Source organism: Saccharopolyspora erythraea (assembly GCF_018141105.1).
In the GTDB taxonomy this organism is placed as follows: domain Bacteria; phylum Actinomycetota; class Actinomycetes; order Mycobacteriales; family Pseudonocardiaceae; genus Saccharopolyspora_D; species Saccharopolyspora_D erythraea_A.
This window is the reverse complement of record NZ_CP054839.1, coordinates 4133391-4150790: the sequence shown is the minus strand read 5'-3', so window position 1 is coordinate 4150790 and position 17400 is coordinate 4133391. Positions and strand designations below refer to the sequence as shown.

The 17400-nt window shown below is 71.6% G+C and carries 12 protein-coding genes and 1 pseudogene; 4 read left to right on the top strand and 9 right to left on the bottom strand.

Translation table 11 applies throughout. From position 1 onward, the window contains the following. Positions 1–125: 125 nt before the first annotated feature. The 6 genes and pseudogenes from HUO13_RS18625 to HUO13_RS18605 form a co-directional block, all read right to left on the bottom strand. The gene (locus HUO13_RS18625) at positions 126–989 is read right to left on the bottom strand and encodes a TDT family transporter (RefSeq protein WP_282973687.1); all 864 of its coding nucleotides are present in this window, start codon (positions 987–989) and stop codon (positions 126–128) included. A 115-nt stretch (positions 990–1104) separates the two neighbouring features. Then, positions 1105–1152: pseudogene (locus HUO13_RS38110) on the bottom strand (hypothetical protein); the annotation flags it as partial. A 119-nt stretch (positions 1153–1271) separates the two neighbouring features. Then, a complete protein-coding gene (gene narI / locus HUO13_RS18620; RefSeq protein ID WP_211896417.1) occupies positions 1272–2003 on the bottom strand; it encodes a respiratory nitrate reductase subunit gamma in 732 nt (243 codons plus the stop codon). Continuing rightward, positions 2000–2641, bottom strand: coding sequence for a nitrate reductase molybdenum cofactor assembly chaperone (gene narJ / locus HUO13_RS18615; RefSeq protein ID WP_211902978.1), 642 nt, complete (start codon positions 2639–2641; stop codon positions 2000–2002). The genes narI and narJ overlap by 4 nt, the downstream gene beginning before the upstream one ends. Continuing rightward, on the bottom strand, positions 2641–4212 hold the full coding sequence (gene narH / locus HUO13_RS18610; protein ID WP_211896416.1) for a nitrate reductase subunit beta: 1572 nt from the start codon (positions 4210–4212) through the stop codon (positions 2641–2643). The genes narJ and narH overlap by 1 nt, the downstream gene beginning before the upstream one ends. Next, positions 4212–7931 (bottom strand): nitrate reductase subunit alpha, encoded by a 3720-nt coding sequence (locus HUO13_RS18605; RefSeq protein ID WP_211896415.1) that lies wholly within the window; start codon positions 7929–7931, stop codon positions 4212–4214. The genes narH and HUO13_RS18605 overlap by 1 nt, the downstream gene beginning before the upstream one ends. A 391-nt stretch (positions 7932–8322) precedes the next feature. On the opposite strand from HUO13_RS18605, the gene HUO13_RS37545 reads away from it, so the two are divergent. Then, a complete protein-coding gene (locus HUO13_RS37545) occupies positions 8323–9048 on the top strand; it encodes a class I SAM-dependent methyltransferase (RefSeq protein WP_249123848.1) in 726 nt (241 codons plus the stop codon). 57 nt (positions 9049–9105) lie between these two features. Here HUO13_RS37545 and HUO13_RS18590 read toward each other — a convergent pair whose 3' ends face one another. Continuing rightward, on the bottom strand, positions 9106–12597 hold the full coding sequence (locus HUO13_RS18590; protein WP_282973684.1) for an indolepyruvate ferredoxin oxidoreductase family protein: 3492 nt from the start codon (positions 12595–12597) through the stop codon (positions 9106–9108). A gap of 173 nt (positions 12598–12770) precedes the next feature. Between HUO13_RS18590 and HUO13_RS18585 the strand changes: the two genes are divergently transcribed. Next, the gene (locus HUO13_RS18585; RefSeq protein ID WP_211896413.1) at positions 12771–13214 is read left to right on the top strand and encodes an Lrp/AsnC family transcriptional regulator; all 444 of its coding nucleotides are present in this window, start codon (positions 12771–12773) and stop codon (positions 13212–13214) included. A gap of 207 nt (positions 13215–13421) precedes the next feature. Beyond that, positions 13422–14402: a DUF4331 family protein gene (locus HUO13_RS18580; RefSeq protein WP_211896412.1), complete on the top strand. Its 981-nt coding sequence runs from the start codon at positions 13422–13424 to the stop codon at positions 14400–14402. Positions 14403–14462: 60 nt separating this feature from the next. On the opposite strand, the gene HUO13_RS18575 is transcribed toward HUO13_RS18580, so the two are convergent. Further along, on the bottom strand, positions 14463–15473 hold the full coding sequence (locus tag HUO13_RS18575; protein ID WP_211896411.1) for an ABC transporter substrate-binding protein: 1011 nt from the start codon (positions 15471–15473) through the stop codon (positions 14463–14465). A 77-nt stretch (positions 15474–15550) separates the two neighbouring features. On the opposite strand from HUO13_RS18575, the gene HUO13_RS18570 reads away from it, so the two are divergent. Next, the gene (locus HUO13_RS18570) at positions 15551–16513 is read left to right on the top strand and encodes a siderophore-interacting protein (protein ID WP_211896410.1); all 963 of its coding nucleotides are present in this window, start codon (positions 15551–15553) and stop codon (positions 16511–16513) included. Between the two features lie 66 nt (positions 16514–16579). Here the strand turns inward: HUO13_RS18570 and HUO13_RS18565 are convergent, their stop codons facing one another. Then, positions 16580–17314 (bottom strand): PIG-L deacetylase family protein, encoded by a 735-nt coding sequence (locus HUO13_RS18565; protein ID WP_211896409.1) that lies wholly within the window; start codon positions 17312–17314, stop codon positions 16580–16582. Positions 17315–17400 lie beyond the last annotated feature (86 nt).

The following is a 17400-nucleotide window of genomic DNA, read 5'->3' as shown; positions in this document are numbered from 1 at the left end:
TCGCTTCCCTTCACCGGCGCGGCCGGACCCGCACACCGGCATCGGCGTCGTGTTCGTGGGGCCGGTGCGGCGTGCACTTGCACCGGCCGCCTCCACCCTAACCAACGCGGCCGCGCCGCGTGCGGTCACGAGCGCTCGCCCACCGCCGGCGCGAACAGGGTCCCGCGCACGCAACCGCGCAACGTCCGCACGCCGACCACGGCCCATGCGCAGACCAGTCCCGTGTAGAACAGCACCGCCGCGACGGCGAACACCGCGGCGTGGCTGCGCTCGGCGAGCTCGCTGGTGCCGGTGACGACCACGCCCAAAGGGAAGGTGAACGACCACCACGTCAGGGAGAACGGCAGCTTCGCACGTGCGGTGCGCAGGGTGATGAGCGCGGCGATCGCGGCCCAGAAGACCGCGAACCCCCACACCGGAATCCCGTAGACGAGTCCGAACACGGCAAGTCCGGTCGAGTACGGCGGTGGTACGGCCAGCGGCGCGACATCGCCGAGCAGGTTGGCCGCGGTCACCGACTGCCCGAGCGGGCCGAGCACGATCCACAGCGTCGGCACCAGCACCGCCGGGCCCTGGTTGTGCTGGGTGAGCCGCCACCAGACCAGCGTGATCACCACCGTGGAGGCCAGCAGGCCGGCGCCGAACATCGCGTAGCAGGCGATCAGCACCGACGTCCTCGCCTGGCCCGCCGCGGCGTGCGGGACCAGCAGGGCACCGCCCGCGGCCGCGACCATCGGCGGCACCAGCGGCATCAGCCAGCTCGCGAACACCGAGTCCGGAGCGGACCGGTGTCTGGTGAACATCCACAGCGGAACCAGGACCGCCGCGGCGAGACCGGTGACGGCACCGGCCGACCACAGCGCCCACGCGACGGCGACCGCCGTGCGGTCCCCGAGAACCTGCCTGCCGGCCAGCAGCGTCCCGGCTCCGACCGTCAGCAACGCCATCGGTGGCGCGCCGAAGTACTGCACCAGGAACGGGTCCGTCACACGCGGACGCCCGCGTCGACGGGCGAAGTGCAGCGCCCAGGTGATGACCGCCCCCCACGAGCAGCACCACGGCGAGCAGCCACACCGCGGTGGCGGCGAACGTGAGCGCGGGCGCGCGCACCGGCAGCGTCGCCGCGGCGTTGGCCACGATGCCGGTGCCCATGACAGAGGTGAACCAGTTCGGCCCGAAGTTGTCGACCAGCTGGCGCACGCGTCCGCCTCGGCCGCGAGGACACGGCGGGGCCGGGGCGCGGGTTCGCCTGCTCTCGGCGAAGCGCGGGATCACACCCTTTCCCAGCCGCGTTGCGGTTTGCGGTTCCCGACCAGCCGGTCACCCGACCGGCTGCGGTAGACGATGTGTGGCCGGAACAGGTAGTGCACCGGCGCGCTGAACGCGTGCACGAGCCTGCTGAACGGCCAGAGCGCGAACAGCACCAGCGCCAGGGCCGCGTGCATCTTGTAGTCGAACGGCGCCTGGGCCATCAGCTCCGGATGCGGGTTCAGCAGGAAGATGTCGCGGAACCAGGGCCCGATGGTCTCGCGGTAGTCGTAGGGGCCGCGCACGCCGTTGTCGACGGTCGTGGTCCACAATCCGGCGAGCATCACCAGCGCCAGCACGGTGTAGACGATCCGGTCGCCGCGCGAGGTGGCCTTGCGCACCGCCACGTTCCGCAGCCGCCGCCACAGCAGCAGCGCGAACCCGGCGATGGCGGCCACACCGGCCACGAACCCCATCACCAGCGAGACGACGTGGTAGTTGTGCTCGGTGACGCCGACGAGCTCGGTGAGCTGCTTCGGCACCAGCAGGCCCAGCACGTGGCCGCCTGCGACCATCAGCAACCCGTAGTGGAACAGCGGGCTGGCCACCCGCAGCACGCGCGCCTCGTGCAGCTGGCTCGAGCGGCTGGTCCAGCCGAACTTGTCGTGGCGGTAGCGCCAGACCGTGCCCACGACGAACACCGCCAGCACGACGTAGGGCAGCACGCCCCACAACAGAAGGTCTGTCGGGCTCACCTGTTGCCTCCTCTTGCGGCCGACGGGTACGGGTCCAGGCCGACGTGCTCGCGCGGAGGCGGGCCGACCGGGATCTCCTGGCGGTGTTCGCGCGGCATCGTGCTCAGCACCCCGCGGACGGCACCGACGTAGGGGGTGGTGACCTCGTCGAGCTTGCGCGCCAGCAGCTCCAGCGCGGGCCGGAAGCGGGCGAGCAGCCGCTCGCCCTCCCGCACCGCCGCGGGCCCGCCGGTGGCGGTGAACTCCAGCAGCACGGGCAGGTAGTCCGGCAGTTCACCGCCCTCGACCTGGAAGTCGTGCGACCGGTAGAGCGCCACGAGCTCGGCCAGCGCGCCACCGCGCAGCCGGGTGTCGCCGTGCAGGTACCAGGTCAGGTAGAGACCGCGCCGCGGCTTTGTGTCGAAGACCTCCACGTAGTGCTGCTCCGCCTCCCGGGCGGGCGTGCTCCTCAGGTGCTCGACGACCGCGCGCAGGTGCCCGGCCGCCTCGTGGTCGCCGAGCTCGCCGACGCAGTCGCCGAGCAGGCCGAGGTTCCGCCGCAGGGCGTCGTCCGGGTAGTGCAGGCACCACGCCGCGACCTGCCTGATGACGGCGTCGGTGCGTGCCGACGCGTGCGACCGCCTGCCGAACAGCCGCATCACGAACGCGCCCGGGTGTCGGGGAACATGCCGTCGGGCCGTCCCTCGCCGTTCCAGACGAACAGGTCCGTCCCGCCGGACTTCAGCGGCGGACCGCCCATTCCCGGGCCTCCGTCGGTGTCGAGGCTGCACGTCGTGGCGATGGACTCCAGCTCGTGGGCGTCGCCGATGCCCGCAGTGGGGATCACGTAGCGCTCGTCGTACTTGGCCAGCGCGAGCAGCCGGTACATCGAGCCCACCTCCTCGGCGGTCAGCCCCGCCGCGTCCAGCGGTGCGGCGTCGGGCTGCTCGCCGAGGTTCACCGACCGCATGAACGAGCGCATCGCCGCGAGCTTGCGCAGAGACGCCCTCACCGGGCCGACGTCGCCCGCGGTGAAAAGCTCGGCCAGGTACTCCACCGGGATGCGCAGCGCGTCGATGGCGCCGAAGAGGTTGCCCGCGTCCTCCCCGTCGAAGCCGGTCCCGGCGACCGCGTCGACCACCGGCGACAGCGGCGGGATGTACCAAACCATCGGCATGGTGCGGTACTCCGGGTGCAGCGGCAGCGCCACCTGGTAGGTGCAGATCAGGTCGCGCACCGGGGAGCGGCGCGCCGCCTCGATCCAGTCGTGCGGGATGCCCGCGCGTTCGGCCTCTGCGGCCACCGCGGGATCGTCCGGGTCGAGGAAGAGGTCGCGCTGCGCGGGGTAGAGGGCGTGGTCGTCGGTGACGGCGGCCGCCTCGGACACCCGGTCGGCGTCGTAGAGCAGGACCCCGATGTAGCGCAGCCGCCCCACGCACGTCTCCGAGCAGATGGTCGGCTGGCCGACCTCCACCCTCGGGTAGCAGAAGGTGCACTTCTCGGCCTTGCCGGTGCGGTGGTTGAAGTAGACCTTCTTGTACGGGCAGCCCGACACGCACATCCGCCAGCCCCGGCACTGCTCCTGGTCGACCAGCACGATGCCGTCCTCCACGCGCTTGTACATCGCGCCGGAGGGGCACGAGGCCACGCACGACGGGTTCAGGCAGTGCTCGCAGATCCGGGGCAGGTAGAACATGAACGACTGCTCGAACTCGAACTTCAGCTCCATCCCCAGCTCGTCGCGCAGCTTGGCCACGACCGGGTCGGCGTCGGAGTGCTCGGGCATGCCGCCGAGGTCGTCGTCCCAGTTGGGCCCCCACCGCACGTCCGCGGGAGCACCGGTGATCGCCGACGTCGGCCGGGCCACCGGGGTGTCGTCGCCGAGCGGGGCGTCGGTGAGGTTGCGGTAGTCGTAGGTCCAGGGTTGGTAGTAGTCGTCGAGCCGGGGCATGTCGGGGTTGGCGAACAGCGAGGCGAGCCTGCGCAGCCGGCTCCCGCTGCGAAGCCGCAACCGGCCCCTGCGGTCCAGCTCCCACCCGCCGCGCCAGTGCTCCTGGTCCTCGTACCGGCGCGGGTAGCCCTGACCGGGCCGCGTCTCGACGTTGTTGAACCAGACGTACTCGACGCCGCCGCGGTTGGTCCAGGTCTGCTTGCAGGTGACCGAACAGGTGTGGCAGCCGATGCACTTGTCGAGGTTCATCACCATCGCCAGCTGTGCCATGACGCGCATCAGTATTCGACCTCCTGGTCGCGGCGGCGGATCGTGGTGACCTCGTCGCGCTGGTTGCCGGTCGGGCCGTGGTAGTTCAGCGCGAACGACTGCTGCGCGTAGCCGCCGATGAGGTGGGTGGGCTTGATCTGGATCCGGGTGAGCGAGTTGTGGATGCCGCCGCGCCGCCCGTCGGTCCGGCTCTTGGGGACGTTCACCGTCCGTTCCTGCGCGTGGTAGAGGAAAACCGTCCCGGTCGGCATCCGGTGCGAGACGACCGCGCGTGCGACCACCACGCCGTTGCGGTTGACCGCTTCGACCCACTCGTTGTCCGACACACCGATGGCCGCTGCGTCGGCCGGGCTCATCCAGATCGCCGGGCCGCCCCGCGAGAGCGTCAGCATGATCGGGTTGTCCTGGTACTCGGTGTGGATCGACCACTTCGAGTGCGGGGTGATGTAGCGGACCACGACCTCGGCATCGCCTCCGGGACCGATGCGCGGTTCGCCGGAGAGCCGGTGCAGGTCCAGCGGCGGCCGGTACACCGGGAGCTGCTCACCGAGCTCGGCCATCCAGTCGTGGTCGAGGAAGACGTGCTGGCGCCCGGTGAGGGTGTGCCACGGCTTGAGCTGCTCGACGTTGATGGTGAACGGCGAGTAGCGCCGCCCGCCCGACTCGTCACCGGACCACTCCGGACTGGTCACCACCGGAGCAGGCCGCGACCTGGTGTCGGCGAAGGTGATCCGGTGCCCGGCGTCGTGCTCGGCGATCCGCGCGAGCGGCCGGCCGACGCGCTCCTCCAGCGCGCGGAAGCCCTCGACCGCGAGGCGTCCGTTGGTGGTGCCGGAAAGGGCGAGGATCGCGTCGGCGGTGCGGATGTCGGTGTCCAGCCGGGGGCGTCCCGCGGCCGCGCCGCTGCGGGCCACGCCGTTGTGGGCGCCGAGCCGGCTCAGCTCCTCTCCGACCTCCACGGTGTAGCCCTTGATCGTGGTACCGAGCTTGTCGAGCAGCGGCCCCACCGCGGCGAGCTTGTCGGCCACCGCGGGGTAGTCCCGTTCGATGACGGTCAGGGTGGGCAGCGTCCGCCCGGGAACCGGTTCGGTCTCCCCCGCCCGCCAGTCCAGCAGGACTCCGCCTGGCTGCGCGGTCTCGCCCGGAGTGTCGTGGCCGAGCGCGGTGGCGACCACGTCGCGGCGCACACCGAGGTGGTCGCGGGCCAGCTCGCTGAAGCGGCGCGCGATGGCGTGGAAGGCGTCGAAGTCGGTGCGGCACTGCCAGGGCGGGGCGACCGCGGCGTTGAACGAGTGGACGAACGGGTGCATGTCGGTGCTCGACAGGTCGTGCTTCTCGTACCAGGTCGCGGCGGGCAGCACGACATCGGAGAACATCGTCGTGCTGGTCATCCGGAAGTCCAGCGACAGCAGCAGGTCGAGCTTGCCCTCCGGAGCGTGCTCCGGCCTGCTGACCTCAGAGGACCTGCCGATGTCCGGTGCCTCCCGCGCGCGCAACGAGGAGTCGGTGCCGAGCAGGTGCCGCAGGAAGTACTCGTTGCCCTTGGCCGAGGACCCCAGCAGGTTCGACCGCCACACCGTGAGCACCCGCGGCCAGTTGGACTCGGCGTCGGGGTCCTCGCAGGCGAAGCCGAGCTTTCCGGAGCGCAGCTCGTCGACGACGTGCTGCACCGGGTCGGCGCCCGCCCGGTCCGCCTCGTCGGCCAGGTCCAGCGGGTTGCGGTCGAACGTCGGGTAGGACGGCATCCACCCGGCCCGCGCCGACCGCGCCACGCAGTCCGCCGCGGTGGTCCCGGCCAGCTTTCCCGAAGCGCCGGGCCAGGCCAGGGCGCCGGTGTCCAGCGTGTCGTAGCGCCACTGGTCGGTGTGGGTGTAGAACCACGCGGTGCCTATCATCTGCCGCGTCGGGCGATTCCAGTCCGCGGCACTGGCCAGTGTGGACCAACCGGTGAGCGGGCGGATCTTCTCCTGACCCACGTAGTGCGCCCAGCCGCCGCCGTTGCGGCCCTGGCAGCCGGTGATCAGCAGCAGCGTCAGGAAAGTCCGGTACACCTCGTCGGAGTGGAACCAGTGGTTGGTGCCCGCGCCCATCAGGATCATGCACCGGCCCTCGGAGCGGATCGCGGTGTCGGCGAACTCCCGGGCGATGCGCGTGACCCGCTCGGCCGGCACCGAGGTGATCCGCTCCTGCCACGCGGGCGTCCCCGCCGACTCGGCGTCGTCGTAGCCCTCGGGCCACTGCCCCGGCAGGCCGTCCCGGCCGACGCCATACTGCGCGAGGAGCAGGTCGAAGACCGTTGTCACCAGAGGACCTTCCGGACTCAGCCGGACCGCGGGCACCCCGCGGGTGACCTCCCGGCCGAGACCGTCCGGTTCGTCGAAGCGGGGCAGGCGCACCCGCACCGCGTCGGCGCGCTGTCCGAGCACCTCGGCGCCGTGCAGGCTCAGCAGTGGGCTGGTCTCCTCCAGATCCAGGTTCCACCGCCCCGGTTCGCCGTCGTTCCAGCGGAAACCCAGCGATCCGTTGGGCACCTGCGGCCTGCCGGTGCGCTCGTCGACGAGCACGGTCTTCCACGCCTCGTGCTCGCCTTCGCGGCCCAGGTCGGCCGCGGTGACGAACTTGCCGGGCACCAGGCCCTCGGGCCGCTCGGCGAGGGTGACCAGGAACGGCAGGTCGGTGTAGCGGCACACGTAGTCGGTGAAGAACGGTGTGCTGCGCTCGACGAAGAACTCCCGGAGCACGACGTGGCCCATCGCCACCGCCAACGCGGCGTCGGTGCCGGGGTGGGCCGCCAGCCACTCGTCGGCGAACTTGGTGTTGTCGGCGTAGTCCGGCGACACCACCACGACCTTCTGGCCCCGGTAGCGCGCCTCGGTCATCCAGTGCGCGTCGGGAGTCCTGGTTACCGGGACGTTGGAGCCCCACATCATCAGGTAGGCCGCGTCCCACCAGTCCGCGGACTCGGGGACGTCGGTCTGGTCGCCGAAGACCTGCGGGGAGGCCACCGGCAGGTCGGCGTACCAGTCGTAGAACGACAGCATCGGCGCCCCGATCAGCGACATGAACCGGGAGCCGACGGTGTGCGAGACCATCGACATCGCCGGGATCGGCGAGAAGCCCGCGACGCGGTCCGGGCCGTGCTCGGCGATGGTGTGCACGTGCGCGGCGGCGATCATCTCGACCGCCTCGTCCCAGGAGATCCGCACCAACCCGCCCTTGCCGCGCGCCCGCTGGTAGCGCCGCCTGCGCTCCGGGTCATCCACGACCGACTTCCAGGCCAGCACCGGATCACCGGTCTCGCGCCGCGCCTGGCGGTACATCTCCACCAGAACGCCGCGCGCGTGCGGATAGCGCAACCGGGACGGCGAATAGGAGTACCAGGAGAAGGACGCGCCGCGGGGACAGCCGCGCGGCTCGTACTCCGGCCGGTCCGGTCCCACCGACGGGTAGTCGGTGTCCTGGGTCTCCCAGGTGATGATCCCGTCCTTGACGTAAACGTTCCACCGGCACGAACCGGTGCAATTCACGCCGTGGGTGGAGGGGACGACTTTGTCGTGGGCCCAGCGGTCGCGGTAAAACGTATCGCCGTCCCGGCCGCCCTCCCGGTAAACGGTTCGCAGATCATCGGAAGTCTGCGCCCTTGAGAGCAGTCTGCCGATTCGGAGCAGCGCGTCACCTGCGGAAGCAGCACTTCCCTCCGCACCGCCGCGCGTCGGTACCGCACACATAATCGACTCCGGTTCCCGTTCGAATGCCGACGAGGCAACAACACGCTACGCCGCGCAATAGTAACGTTTCAACGCCCCACTCGCTGTGAAATTTGCCACCAAGGGTAACCATCCGAATGCGCAACGTGACCGTTTTGCGGCATTGTTCGCGGCTCGCCGATTCGCCCCGGTTCGCGCCGATTGATTTGCTATTTCGCATTCCGGAGAGGAATCCGACCAGGTTTTCTAACACTTTTGCATGCCTTTTCCGATCAGCGCCCTCCCACTTGTGCATGATCGGGCTTCGGGCTCCGCATCAGGCCACGCCCATTCCGAATCCGCAATTCGCTCTCACCGAATGGGTGATTCAGCGCGAGCGCGCCGGAAGCGGTCGGTTTGCGACACTTCCGCCATGGGGCCCACACCGGACTCCGGCCGCGACCGCGGTGCGGCGCTGCCCGTCGACTACGACACCGATCCCGGCCGGTTCACCGCCAACCAGGCGGCCACCCGCCTGCTGTCCGCACGCGGCGACATCCATCCCGTCGTCGCGCACCGGATCGCGGCCGAGGGCTGCCGGACCGTGGTCGACATCGGCGGCGGCAACGGCACCCTCGCCCGGTTGCTCGCCGCGCGGGGCCTGCGCCCCGTGGTGGCCGACCGGGCGGGCCACGTGTCGCGGGCGCCTCGCCCCGCGGTCCGCGCCGACGCGCTGCACCTGCCGTTCGCCGACGGCGCGTTCGACGCGGGGGCGGCCTTGTGGATGCTGTACCACCTGCCCGATCCGCTCCCCGCGCTGCGGGAGGCGCGGCGCGTCCTGCGCCCCGGCGGACTGTTCGCCGCGTGCACGAGCAGCCGCTTCAACGACCCCGAGCTCGGCTCGGTGCTGCCGGGCTGGGGAGAGCCGCTGAGCTTCGACGCCGAGAACGGACTGCCACAGCTCGCCGGCGTCTTCGATGTCGTCGAGGTCCAGCGCTGGGACGAGCCGATGGTGGAGATCCCCGACGGCGAGGCGCTCCGCCTCTTCCTCAGGGGACGCGGGCTTTCCCGGCAACGGGCCACCGAAGCCGCGCAGCACTTCGGGACGCCGTTGCGCGTCACCAAGCGCGGCATGCTCGCCTGGCTGCGCAAGCCGTAGACGAGCCACGGCCCTCCCAGGGAACCCGGGAGGGCCGTGGCTGCCGGAGGCGTCGGCTCAGCTCTTCACCGCGATGTCTTCGGCGCCGGCTCGAGCCGCGAGCGCCGAGAGCTGCTCGGCGGCCCGCTCCCGGAACCGCTCGACACCGGCGAGCTTGATGTCCTCGTATCCCCGGACCAGCTCGGGCAGCTCGGCGATGGCCGCGACCTGCTCGGTCGTGCCGGAACCGAGGTGGCGCAGCGCCTGCTCGACGAGCCTGCGGTACTCGCCGACCAGCTCGCGCTCGACCCGGCGGACCTTCGCGTAACCGAACACGTCCAGGCGCGTACCGCGCAGGCGGCGGGCCGAACGCAGCGCGCGGAACGCGACCTCGGCGGTGCGGCGCAGCCGGATCTTGCGCTTCATGCCCAGCGCACGCAGCACCGGCGGGTGCAGCAGAACCGAGACCGAGGCGCCGGATCCGAACTCGTCGCCGAGCCGGGCCTTCTCCACGGTGTCGAGGTGCAGTCGCGCCACCTCGTACTCGTCCTTGTAGGCCATCAGCTTGTGCAAGCCCTTGGCGTAGGCGACCGCGACGCGTTCGCCGCCCTCCTCGCCCGCGCGCTCGCGGGCGATCCCGGCCACCCGGCGGACATCCCGCGCGTAGCGCTGGGCGTAGGTCTCGTCCTGGTAGCCGACGAGGTCGGCGACCCGCGTGGCCAGCACCCGGCCGAGCTCGCCCGCCTCGTCGCCCGCGATCCGGCGCGCGGTCGCGTCGACCTCGACGACCGCGCGCTCCTGCGGCGCGAGCGCCCGCTCGACGGCATCGCGGTCCAGCACCGCAGCGCGGCCCCAGCGGAACGCCGCGAGGTTGGTTTCCACGGCCGCGCCGTTGAGCCGGATCGCCCGCTCGATCGCCTCGGCGCTCATCGGCAGGCACCCGCGCTGGAACGCCGCGCCGATCATCAGCATGTTCACCGGCATGTGGTCGCCGAAGAGCGCGTCGGCCATGCCCTGCGCGTCCAGCAGGACCTGCTCGGCGGTGACCGCCGCGATGCGGTCGATGGCGTCCTGCGGCGAACCCGGCACCGGGACGCGGTTGGTGACCATCGCGGCCGTGGGTACCACGGCGGTGTTGACCAGCGCGATGGTCCGGTCGGCCCCGGCGGTCTCCAGGTTCTGCTCGGCGGCCGCGCCCAGCAGGTCGAAGCCGATCAGGACGTCGACGGTCGACTTCGACGCGCGCAGCGCCCCCGCCACCGGCTGCTTGGAGATCCGGACGTCGCTGACGACCGGGCCACCCTTCTGCGCGACACCGGTCTGCTCCAGCCCGGCCGCGTGCAGGCCGTCCATGTGCGCGGCCATCTGCAGGATCTGCGACACGGTGACCACGCCGGTGCCGCCGATTCCGGGCATCCGCAGCAGCACACCGTCTTTCTGGGGGCGGTCGGCCGGCGCGGTCAGTTCCACGGGCAGCGCGGGCACCTCTCGCCGGGGCCGGGTGCCGGGCTCGACGAGCAGGAACGACGGGCAATCCCCCTTCAGGCAGGTGAAGTCGGAGTTGCAGGACGCCTGGTGGATGCGCGTCTTGCGGCCGAACTCGGTCTCCACCGGCTGCACCGACAGGCAGGTCGACTTGTCCCCGCAGTCGCCGCAGCCCTCGCACACCCGCTCGTTGATCACCACGCGTTCGGCGGGCGTCGGCAGCACGCCGCGCTTGCGCAGGCGGCGTTCCTCCGCCGCGCAGCGGTCGTCGTGGACCAGGACCGTGACGCCCTCCACCGCGGCCAGTTCGCGCTGCACGTCGGCGAAGTCGTCGCGGTGGCGCACCGTCGCGACCGGGTCGAGGGGAACACCGCGGTAGGTGCCGGGCTCGGCGGTAGTGACCACGACCTTGCGCACGCCCTCGGTGGCCAGCCAGCGGGTCAGCGCCGGGATGTCGAGCCTGCCCTCGGCGCGCTGCCCGCCGGTCATCGCGACCGCGTCGTTGTAGAGCAGCTTGTAGGTCACGTTGACCCCCGCCGCGACCGACGCCCGGATGGCCAGCGAACCGGAGTGGTGGAACGTGCCGTCGCCGAGGTTTTGCACGAAGTGCCGGTCGTCGGTGAACGGGGCGAGCCCGTTCCACTGCGCGCCCTCGCCGCCCATCTGGGTCACGCCGACCTGGTGGCCCCGGCCCTCGCCGTCGAGCAGCACCATCACGTGGCAGCCGATGCCCGCGCCCACGAGCGTGTCGTCGTCGGCCCGCGTGGAGGTGTTGTGCGGGCAGCCCGAGCAGAAGTACGGGGTGCGCGGGGCGATCGTGGGCAGCTCGATCCGCGACCGCCGCGGGTTGGCGGTGCGCAGGTAGGCCGCCGCGCTCTCCGGCAGGCGGTCCTGCCCGATGCGCCGGCCGAGGGCCAGCGCGACGTCGCCGGCCGACAGGGTGCCCCTGACGGTGAGCAGCGGACGCCCGCGGTCGTCGCGGCGCCCAACGACCAGCGGTGCGTCGGAGCGCCGGTACATCGCTTCCTTGACCTGGGCTTCCAGGAAGGGCGTCTTGTCCTCGACGACCACGACCTCGTCGAGGCCCTCCAGCATCGAGGCCAGGTGCGCGTGGTCCAGCGGGTAGGGCATGCCGATGCGGACCAGCCGCAGGCCGAGCGCCTCCATCGCGCCCTCGCCGATGCCCATGTCCTCCAGCGCGCGGAGCACGACGGCGTGGGCCAGGCCGGAGGCGACCACGCCGGTGGTGGCACGGCGGGCGCTGAAGGTCACCTTGTTCAGGCCGTGGGTCGTGCCGTAGGCGCGGGCGAGGTCCAGCCGCCGGGTGAGCACGTCGAGCTCCGCGTCCAGCGCGGGCTGCCCCAGCAGCTGAGCCGAAGCCCGGTCGGCGGTCCCGGGCACCGGGACTCCGTGACCGAGCGCGCCGAGGTCGACGGTGGCCGAGGCGTCGGCGATGTCGGCGACGATCTTCAGGCCCGCCCACAGGTTCGCGGCCCTGGACATCGCGACCGCGTGCAGACCGAGCTCGATGATCTCCGGGACCGAGGAGGGAGCCAGCAACGGCATCGCCAGGCTCTGGCACATCTGCTCACTGGCGCTGGGGATGGTGGAGGACTTGTTGCCCGGGTCGTCGCCGATCCAGGCGACCGCGCCGCCCAGCGGTGCGGTGCCCGCGATGTTGCCGTGCCGGATGGCGTCGGCCGCGCGGTCCAGCCCGGGGTTCTTGCCGTACCAGAAGCCGGTGACCCCGTCGTGCCTGCGCCCCGGCACCTGGCGCAGCAGCTGCGTGCCCGCGACGGCCGTGGCTGCCAGCTCCTCGTTGAGCCCGGCCTGGAACACCACCCCCTCCGGCTCCAGGAAGCGCTTGGCCCGGCCCATCTCCATGTCGAGCCCGCCCAGCGGCGAGCCCTGGTAGCCGGACACGAACGCGCGCGTGCCGAGGCCGCGCGACTCGTCGAGCCTGCGCTGCTCCAGGGTCAGCCGGACCAGCGCCTGGATGCCGGAGATCAGTACCCGGCCACTGTCTGCCGTGTACTTGTCGTCGAGCGACACGGCGGCGGGGTCGGTGTGCATGGCGGTCTCCATCGATGCGTGGTGAGTTGCGCCACAGCACAGCGGCGATCGCGGGGACCGCGCAAGCAGCTGGCCAGAAACGGTGTCGATCACGCAAAATCCTGTACTCGAGGTTCCGTCTGCGAGAGTTTCTTTGCGTGACGGGTGACGACTCCGACGGCAGGGCGATACGAGCTGGAGCAGGCATGGCGGAAGAGCTGGTGGACGCGGTCGACCATTCGATCCTGCGGCTGCTGCGCGAGGACGGCAGGCGCACGTTCTCCGAGATGGCGGCCGAGGTCGGGCTGTCGGTTGCCGCGGTGAAGCGGCGGGTGGACCGGCTGCGCGACATCGGGGTGATCACCGGGTTCACCGTGCAGATCGACCACTCCAAGCTCGGGTGGGCCGTCGAGGCGTTCACCGAGCTGCGCTACCTCGGCACCACCGGGGCGGGCGAGATCGTGCAGACGGCCTCGGCGCTGCCGGAGGTGCAGGCGGTCTTCACCATCGCGGGCGACCCGGACGCGCTCATCTGGCTGCGCGTCCGCGACGTCAACCACCTCCAGCAGGCCATCGAGCGGCTGCGCCGCTCGGGCAACGTCACCGGGACCAAGACGCTGATGGTGCTGGGGACCTGGATGCGCAGTTGACGCAGCCGCGGCGCGCGTGATCCGGCCGTCGGCAGTGCACTCCTGGGAAATCGCTTTCCCTTCCACCGCGCGGAAAGGGTCCTGCTGTGCGTGGAAGTGGCGTCCGGCACTCGCGACTTCTCCCGTGCGGGAACCTCTTCCCCTGGTGACCTTCCCCTCGTGGTGGGACATTCGCCGCACCGGCAGCACTTCCCACCTGGAGGGGTCATGTCCCACCACCTCAGCGGACCCGACCTGCGGTCTCCCGGCGACGACGCGCGGCTGGACCTCACCGACGTCTTCGCCTTCACCGCGCCGTCCGGTGACCGCACCGTCCTGATCATGAACGTCAACCCGTTCGCCCCCACCCGGGGCGAGCACTTCCACCCCGACGCCGTCTACCGGATCAACGTCGACACCGACGGCGACTCCCAGGCGGACGTGGCCTTCAGCTTCGTCTTCTCCCCGCCGGTCGACGGCGGGCAGACCGTCTCGGTCCACCGTTCGCTGGGACGGCGTGCCCAGTCCCACGAACCCGGCGTGGAGCGGCTCGTCGCCGACGCCCCGGTGAGCTTCGGCTCGGACCCCGCGATCGTCACCGCCGGCGGCCTGACCTTCAGCGCCGGCATCCGCAGCGACCCGTTCTTCGCCGACCTCGACGGGATCGTGCACGACTTCCAGTGGACCGGCCGCGACTCGATGGCCGACCAGAACGTCTTCGGCATCGTGCTGGAGATGCCCAACGCCGAGCTCGGGTCGAACCCGCTGATCGGCGTCTGGGCCAGGGTGAGCCTGCGCCGCGACGGGCAGCTGGTGTCCATGGACCGCGGTGCGCACCCCTCGCTGACGGCCTACTTCAACTCCGAGGACGCCAAGGACACCTACAACGCGCGCGAGCCCGCCGACGACTGGGAGAACTACCGCGACGCGTGGACCGCCGTGCTCCAGCACACCGGCGGCTACGGCGTCGAGGACGCCCACCGCGTGCTTCGCCAGGTCCTGCCCGACATCCTGCGCTACGACCGCAGCAGGCCCGTCGCCTACCCCAACGGCCGCAAGCTCACCGACGACGTGACCTCGGCGCGGCTGAACATGGTCTCCGGCGGCCGGATCACCACCGACCACATCGGTCCGCACCACGACCTGCTCGACCGGTTCCCCTACCTGGGCAACCCGCACCCGGTCGGGGCCGCCGCGATGAGCGGCTGACCGCGAACGGCAGCGGACCCCGGCCGCCCTCGGCAGCCGGGGTCCGCGCGGTGGTGCGGGTCAGCGCATGCCCGCCATGGTCCGCTCGATCTGGTCGGCGAGCTTGTTCATGATCCGCGCGTAGGAGGCGTAGCTCATCGGCGCCACGGCGTCCCACTCGACGAAGCGGTTCGCGGCCGCCGCGGGCTGGGCGGCGAACAGCGGGTTCTGCTTCATCTGCTCGGGGTTCATCGACGCGCGGCGCGTGTCCCACAGCAGGATGTCGCCGTTGTAGGCGTTGGCGTTCTCCCACGACAGGCGCTCGAAGTACCCGCCGCCCGCGGTGTCCGGGTGGGCCGGAGTGGTGATCGGGAGCCCGAGCTCCCTGACGTAGTAGTCCAGGTCGGGGTTTCGCGCGGGGACGACCACGAAGTACTCCTGCGGGGTGCCGCCGACGGCCAGGATCGTGCGGTTCTGCGACCGCAGCCGCTCACCGAGCCCGCGCAGCCGCTGCGCGGCGGCGTTGAACGCCTCCTCGTCCGCGCGCACCCGCGGCGAGTCGACGTCGCCACCGAGCGCCCGTGCCAGCTCCTCGTACTTGCGGATGCTCTCGGGCAGCGCCACGCCGGACTGCTGGACGCCGACGGTCCGCACGATCGACTTGACCGTCTCCTCCTGGTCCTGGGTGAGGTGCCACAGCCCCGCGAACTCCGCGTACTTGCCGCTGACCAGCAGATCGGGGTGCAGGGAGGCGACCCGTTCCATGTTCAGCTCGCCGTATGCCGGGCCGGTGACGTCGGTGACCTCGGCCGGGTTGACGCTGCCCGCCTCGTTCTCGGTGCTGCCGTCGTCCTTGACCAGCGGACCGAACGTGCCCACCACGCCGACCCCGAAGTCCTTGAGCGCCCCCGCCGCCGACACCTGGGCGATGACGCGCTGCGGGCGGTGGTCGGCGTTGACGGTGACACCGCGGTCGTCGGTGTAGGACCACCGGCCGCCTGCGGAGTCTGCCGCCGGCTCCGGTGAAGCGCAGCCGGCCAGAGCACCGGTGACGGCGACGAGCCCGGCGATGGCCCCGATCTTGCGACGCACGTGAACCTCCTGAAGCATTAAGGTTAGGCTAAGCTAGCACGCGATCAGACGTAGGAACGTTGGCGGAGGTCACACCCATGACGAAGGCGCGCACGGCCAGGCGGCGGCACGACGGGCAGCCTGGGTACCGGATGTACGTGGTCCGGGTGGCGCGCGCCGAACCCCTCGGGCCGAGCTTCGTGCGCCTGACCTTCACCGGCGACAGCCTGCGCGGGTTCGGCGCGGGCGGCGCCGACCAGCGCATCAAGCTGCTGCTGCCGCAGCCGGGCCGCACGATCGACGACATCCCGCACGGCGAGGACTGGTACCCGCGGTGGCAGGCGATGCCCGACGACGTGCGTCCCACGATGCGCACCTACACCGTCCGCGCCTACCGCCCAAAGGTCGCCGAGATCGACGTCGACTTCGTGCTGCACGGCGTCGACGAGGGCCACGGCGGTCCGGCCTCCCGGTGGGCGGCCGCTGCCGCCCCCGGTGACATCGCCGTCCTGTGCGGCCCGGACCGGCCGGGCAACGGCCGGATGTGGGGCTGCGAGTGGCTCCCGCCCGAGACGACGAGGCAGGTGGTGCTGGCCGGCGACGAGACGGCCCTGCCCGCGGTGGCCTCCATCGTGGAGTCGCTGCCCGCGGACGCGCGGGGGATCGTCTGCGTGGAGGTGCCGACCGCCGGGGACGTCCAGTGGTGGCGGGCGCCGGACGGTGTGGAGATCCGCTGGTCCATCCGGCAGCGGGGCAACCGCCCGACTCCGCACGGCACCCTGCTGGAGACCGCCCTGGCCGACGCGCTGGCCGAGCTGTGTGAAACCGACCGCCGGGCGGGCGTCTCGGAGCTGGACGACGTCGACGTGGACACGACGTTGCTGTGGGAGGTTCCCGAGCAGCGCGAGAGCGTGGACGCCACCGGCGGCGAGCTCTACGGCTGGCTGGCGGGCGAGGCCGCGGTGATCAAACGTCTGCGGCGGATGATGGTCAGCGACTACGGCGTCCCCCGCGGCTCGGTGGCCTTCATGGGCTACTGGCGCCAGGGCCGCTGCAACTGACCCCAGCGGGAGAACTCCGCCGGGGCGCATCGCGGGGCTGACCGGCGCTGTGCCCTGGGAGCGGATTCAGCGGGAGTAGAGCTCGAAGGCGACGCCGCGCACGCCGTGGTCCCGCTCCACGGAGTCCATGATGCCGGTGAGGAACGAGCGCGCCTGCTCACCGGGTTCGGTGTCGCCGAGAGCGGCCAGGTACGTGCGGTGCTCGGTGAGCGAGGCGATCCCGCGCTCCTGCGAGCGCGTACCGACCTCGGCGATGTGCGTCGGCTGTGGCGAACCGGCGACCGCGACCCAGCGCACCCCGCCCCAGGGTTCGAGACCGCCCTCGCGCAGTTGATCGGGGAAGATCCACCGGTTGCCCGCGTCGCCGGCCGCGTCGAGAGCGGCACGCCCCACCGCACGGTGGTCGGGGGTGTTCCACGCCCTGCCGCCCCAGGTGTCGTGGTGGTTGAGCGTGATCAGCAGCTCGGGCCGGTGCCGCCGGATCGCCGCGGTCAGGTCGCGCCGGAGTGCGACACCGTCCTCGATCACCCCGTCGCGGTGGTCCAGGAACTCGACCACGGACACGCCGACGACGTCCGCGCTCGCCCGCTGTTCCGCCTCCCGGACCCGCGCGCTCTCCCCCGGCTCCAGGCCGTCGATGCCCGCCTCACCTCGGGTGGCGAGCAGGTAGGCGATGTCGCGGCCGGCGTCCGTCCACTCCGCCACCGCGCTCGCCGCGCCGTACTCCAGGTCGTCGGGGTGCGCGACCACCGCCAGCGCCCTCGACCAGTCCTCCGGCATCCGCTCGAGTTTCTCGACCACACCGACCTCCTCGCCGACTGCGACCAGTTTCCCCCACGCAGCAGGCGGATGCGAGTCCATGCCCGGCTTCTCGGCAACCGCGAGCC

Coding starts and splice junctions, on each gene's coding strand:
- HUO13_RS18605 (WP_211896415.1), bottom strand. CDS start 7,931: ATGTGTGCGGTACCGACGCGCGGCGGTGCGGAGGGAAGTGCTGCTTCC.
- HUO13_RS18585 (WP_211896413.1), top strand. CDS start 12,771: ATGGCGGAAGAGCTGGTGGACGCGGTCGACCATTCGATCCTGCGGCTG.
- narH (WP_211896416.1), bottom strand. CDS start 4,212: ATGCGCGTCATGGCACAGCTGGCGATGGTGATGAACCTCGACAAGTGC.
- HUO13_RS37545 (WP_249123848.1), top strand. CDS start 8,323: ATGGGGCCCACACCGGACTCCGGCCGCGACCGCGGTGCGGCGCTGCCC.
- HUO13_RS18580 (WP_211896412.1), top strand. CDS start 13,422: ATGTCCCACCACCTCAGCGGACCCGACCTGCGGTCTCCCGGCGACGAC.
- HUO13_RS18590 (WP_282973684.1), bottom strand. CDS start 12,597: ATGGAGACCGCCATGCACACCGACCCCGCCGCCGTGTCGCTCGACGAC.
- HUO13_RS18570 (WP_211896410.1), top strand. CDS start 15,551: ATGACGAAGGCGCGCACGGCCAGGCGGCGGCACGACGGGCAGCCTGGG.
- narJ (WP_211902978.1), bottom strand. CDS start 2,641: ATGCGGCTGTTCGGCAGGCGGTCGCACGCGTCGGCACGCACCGACGCC.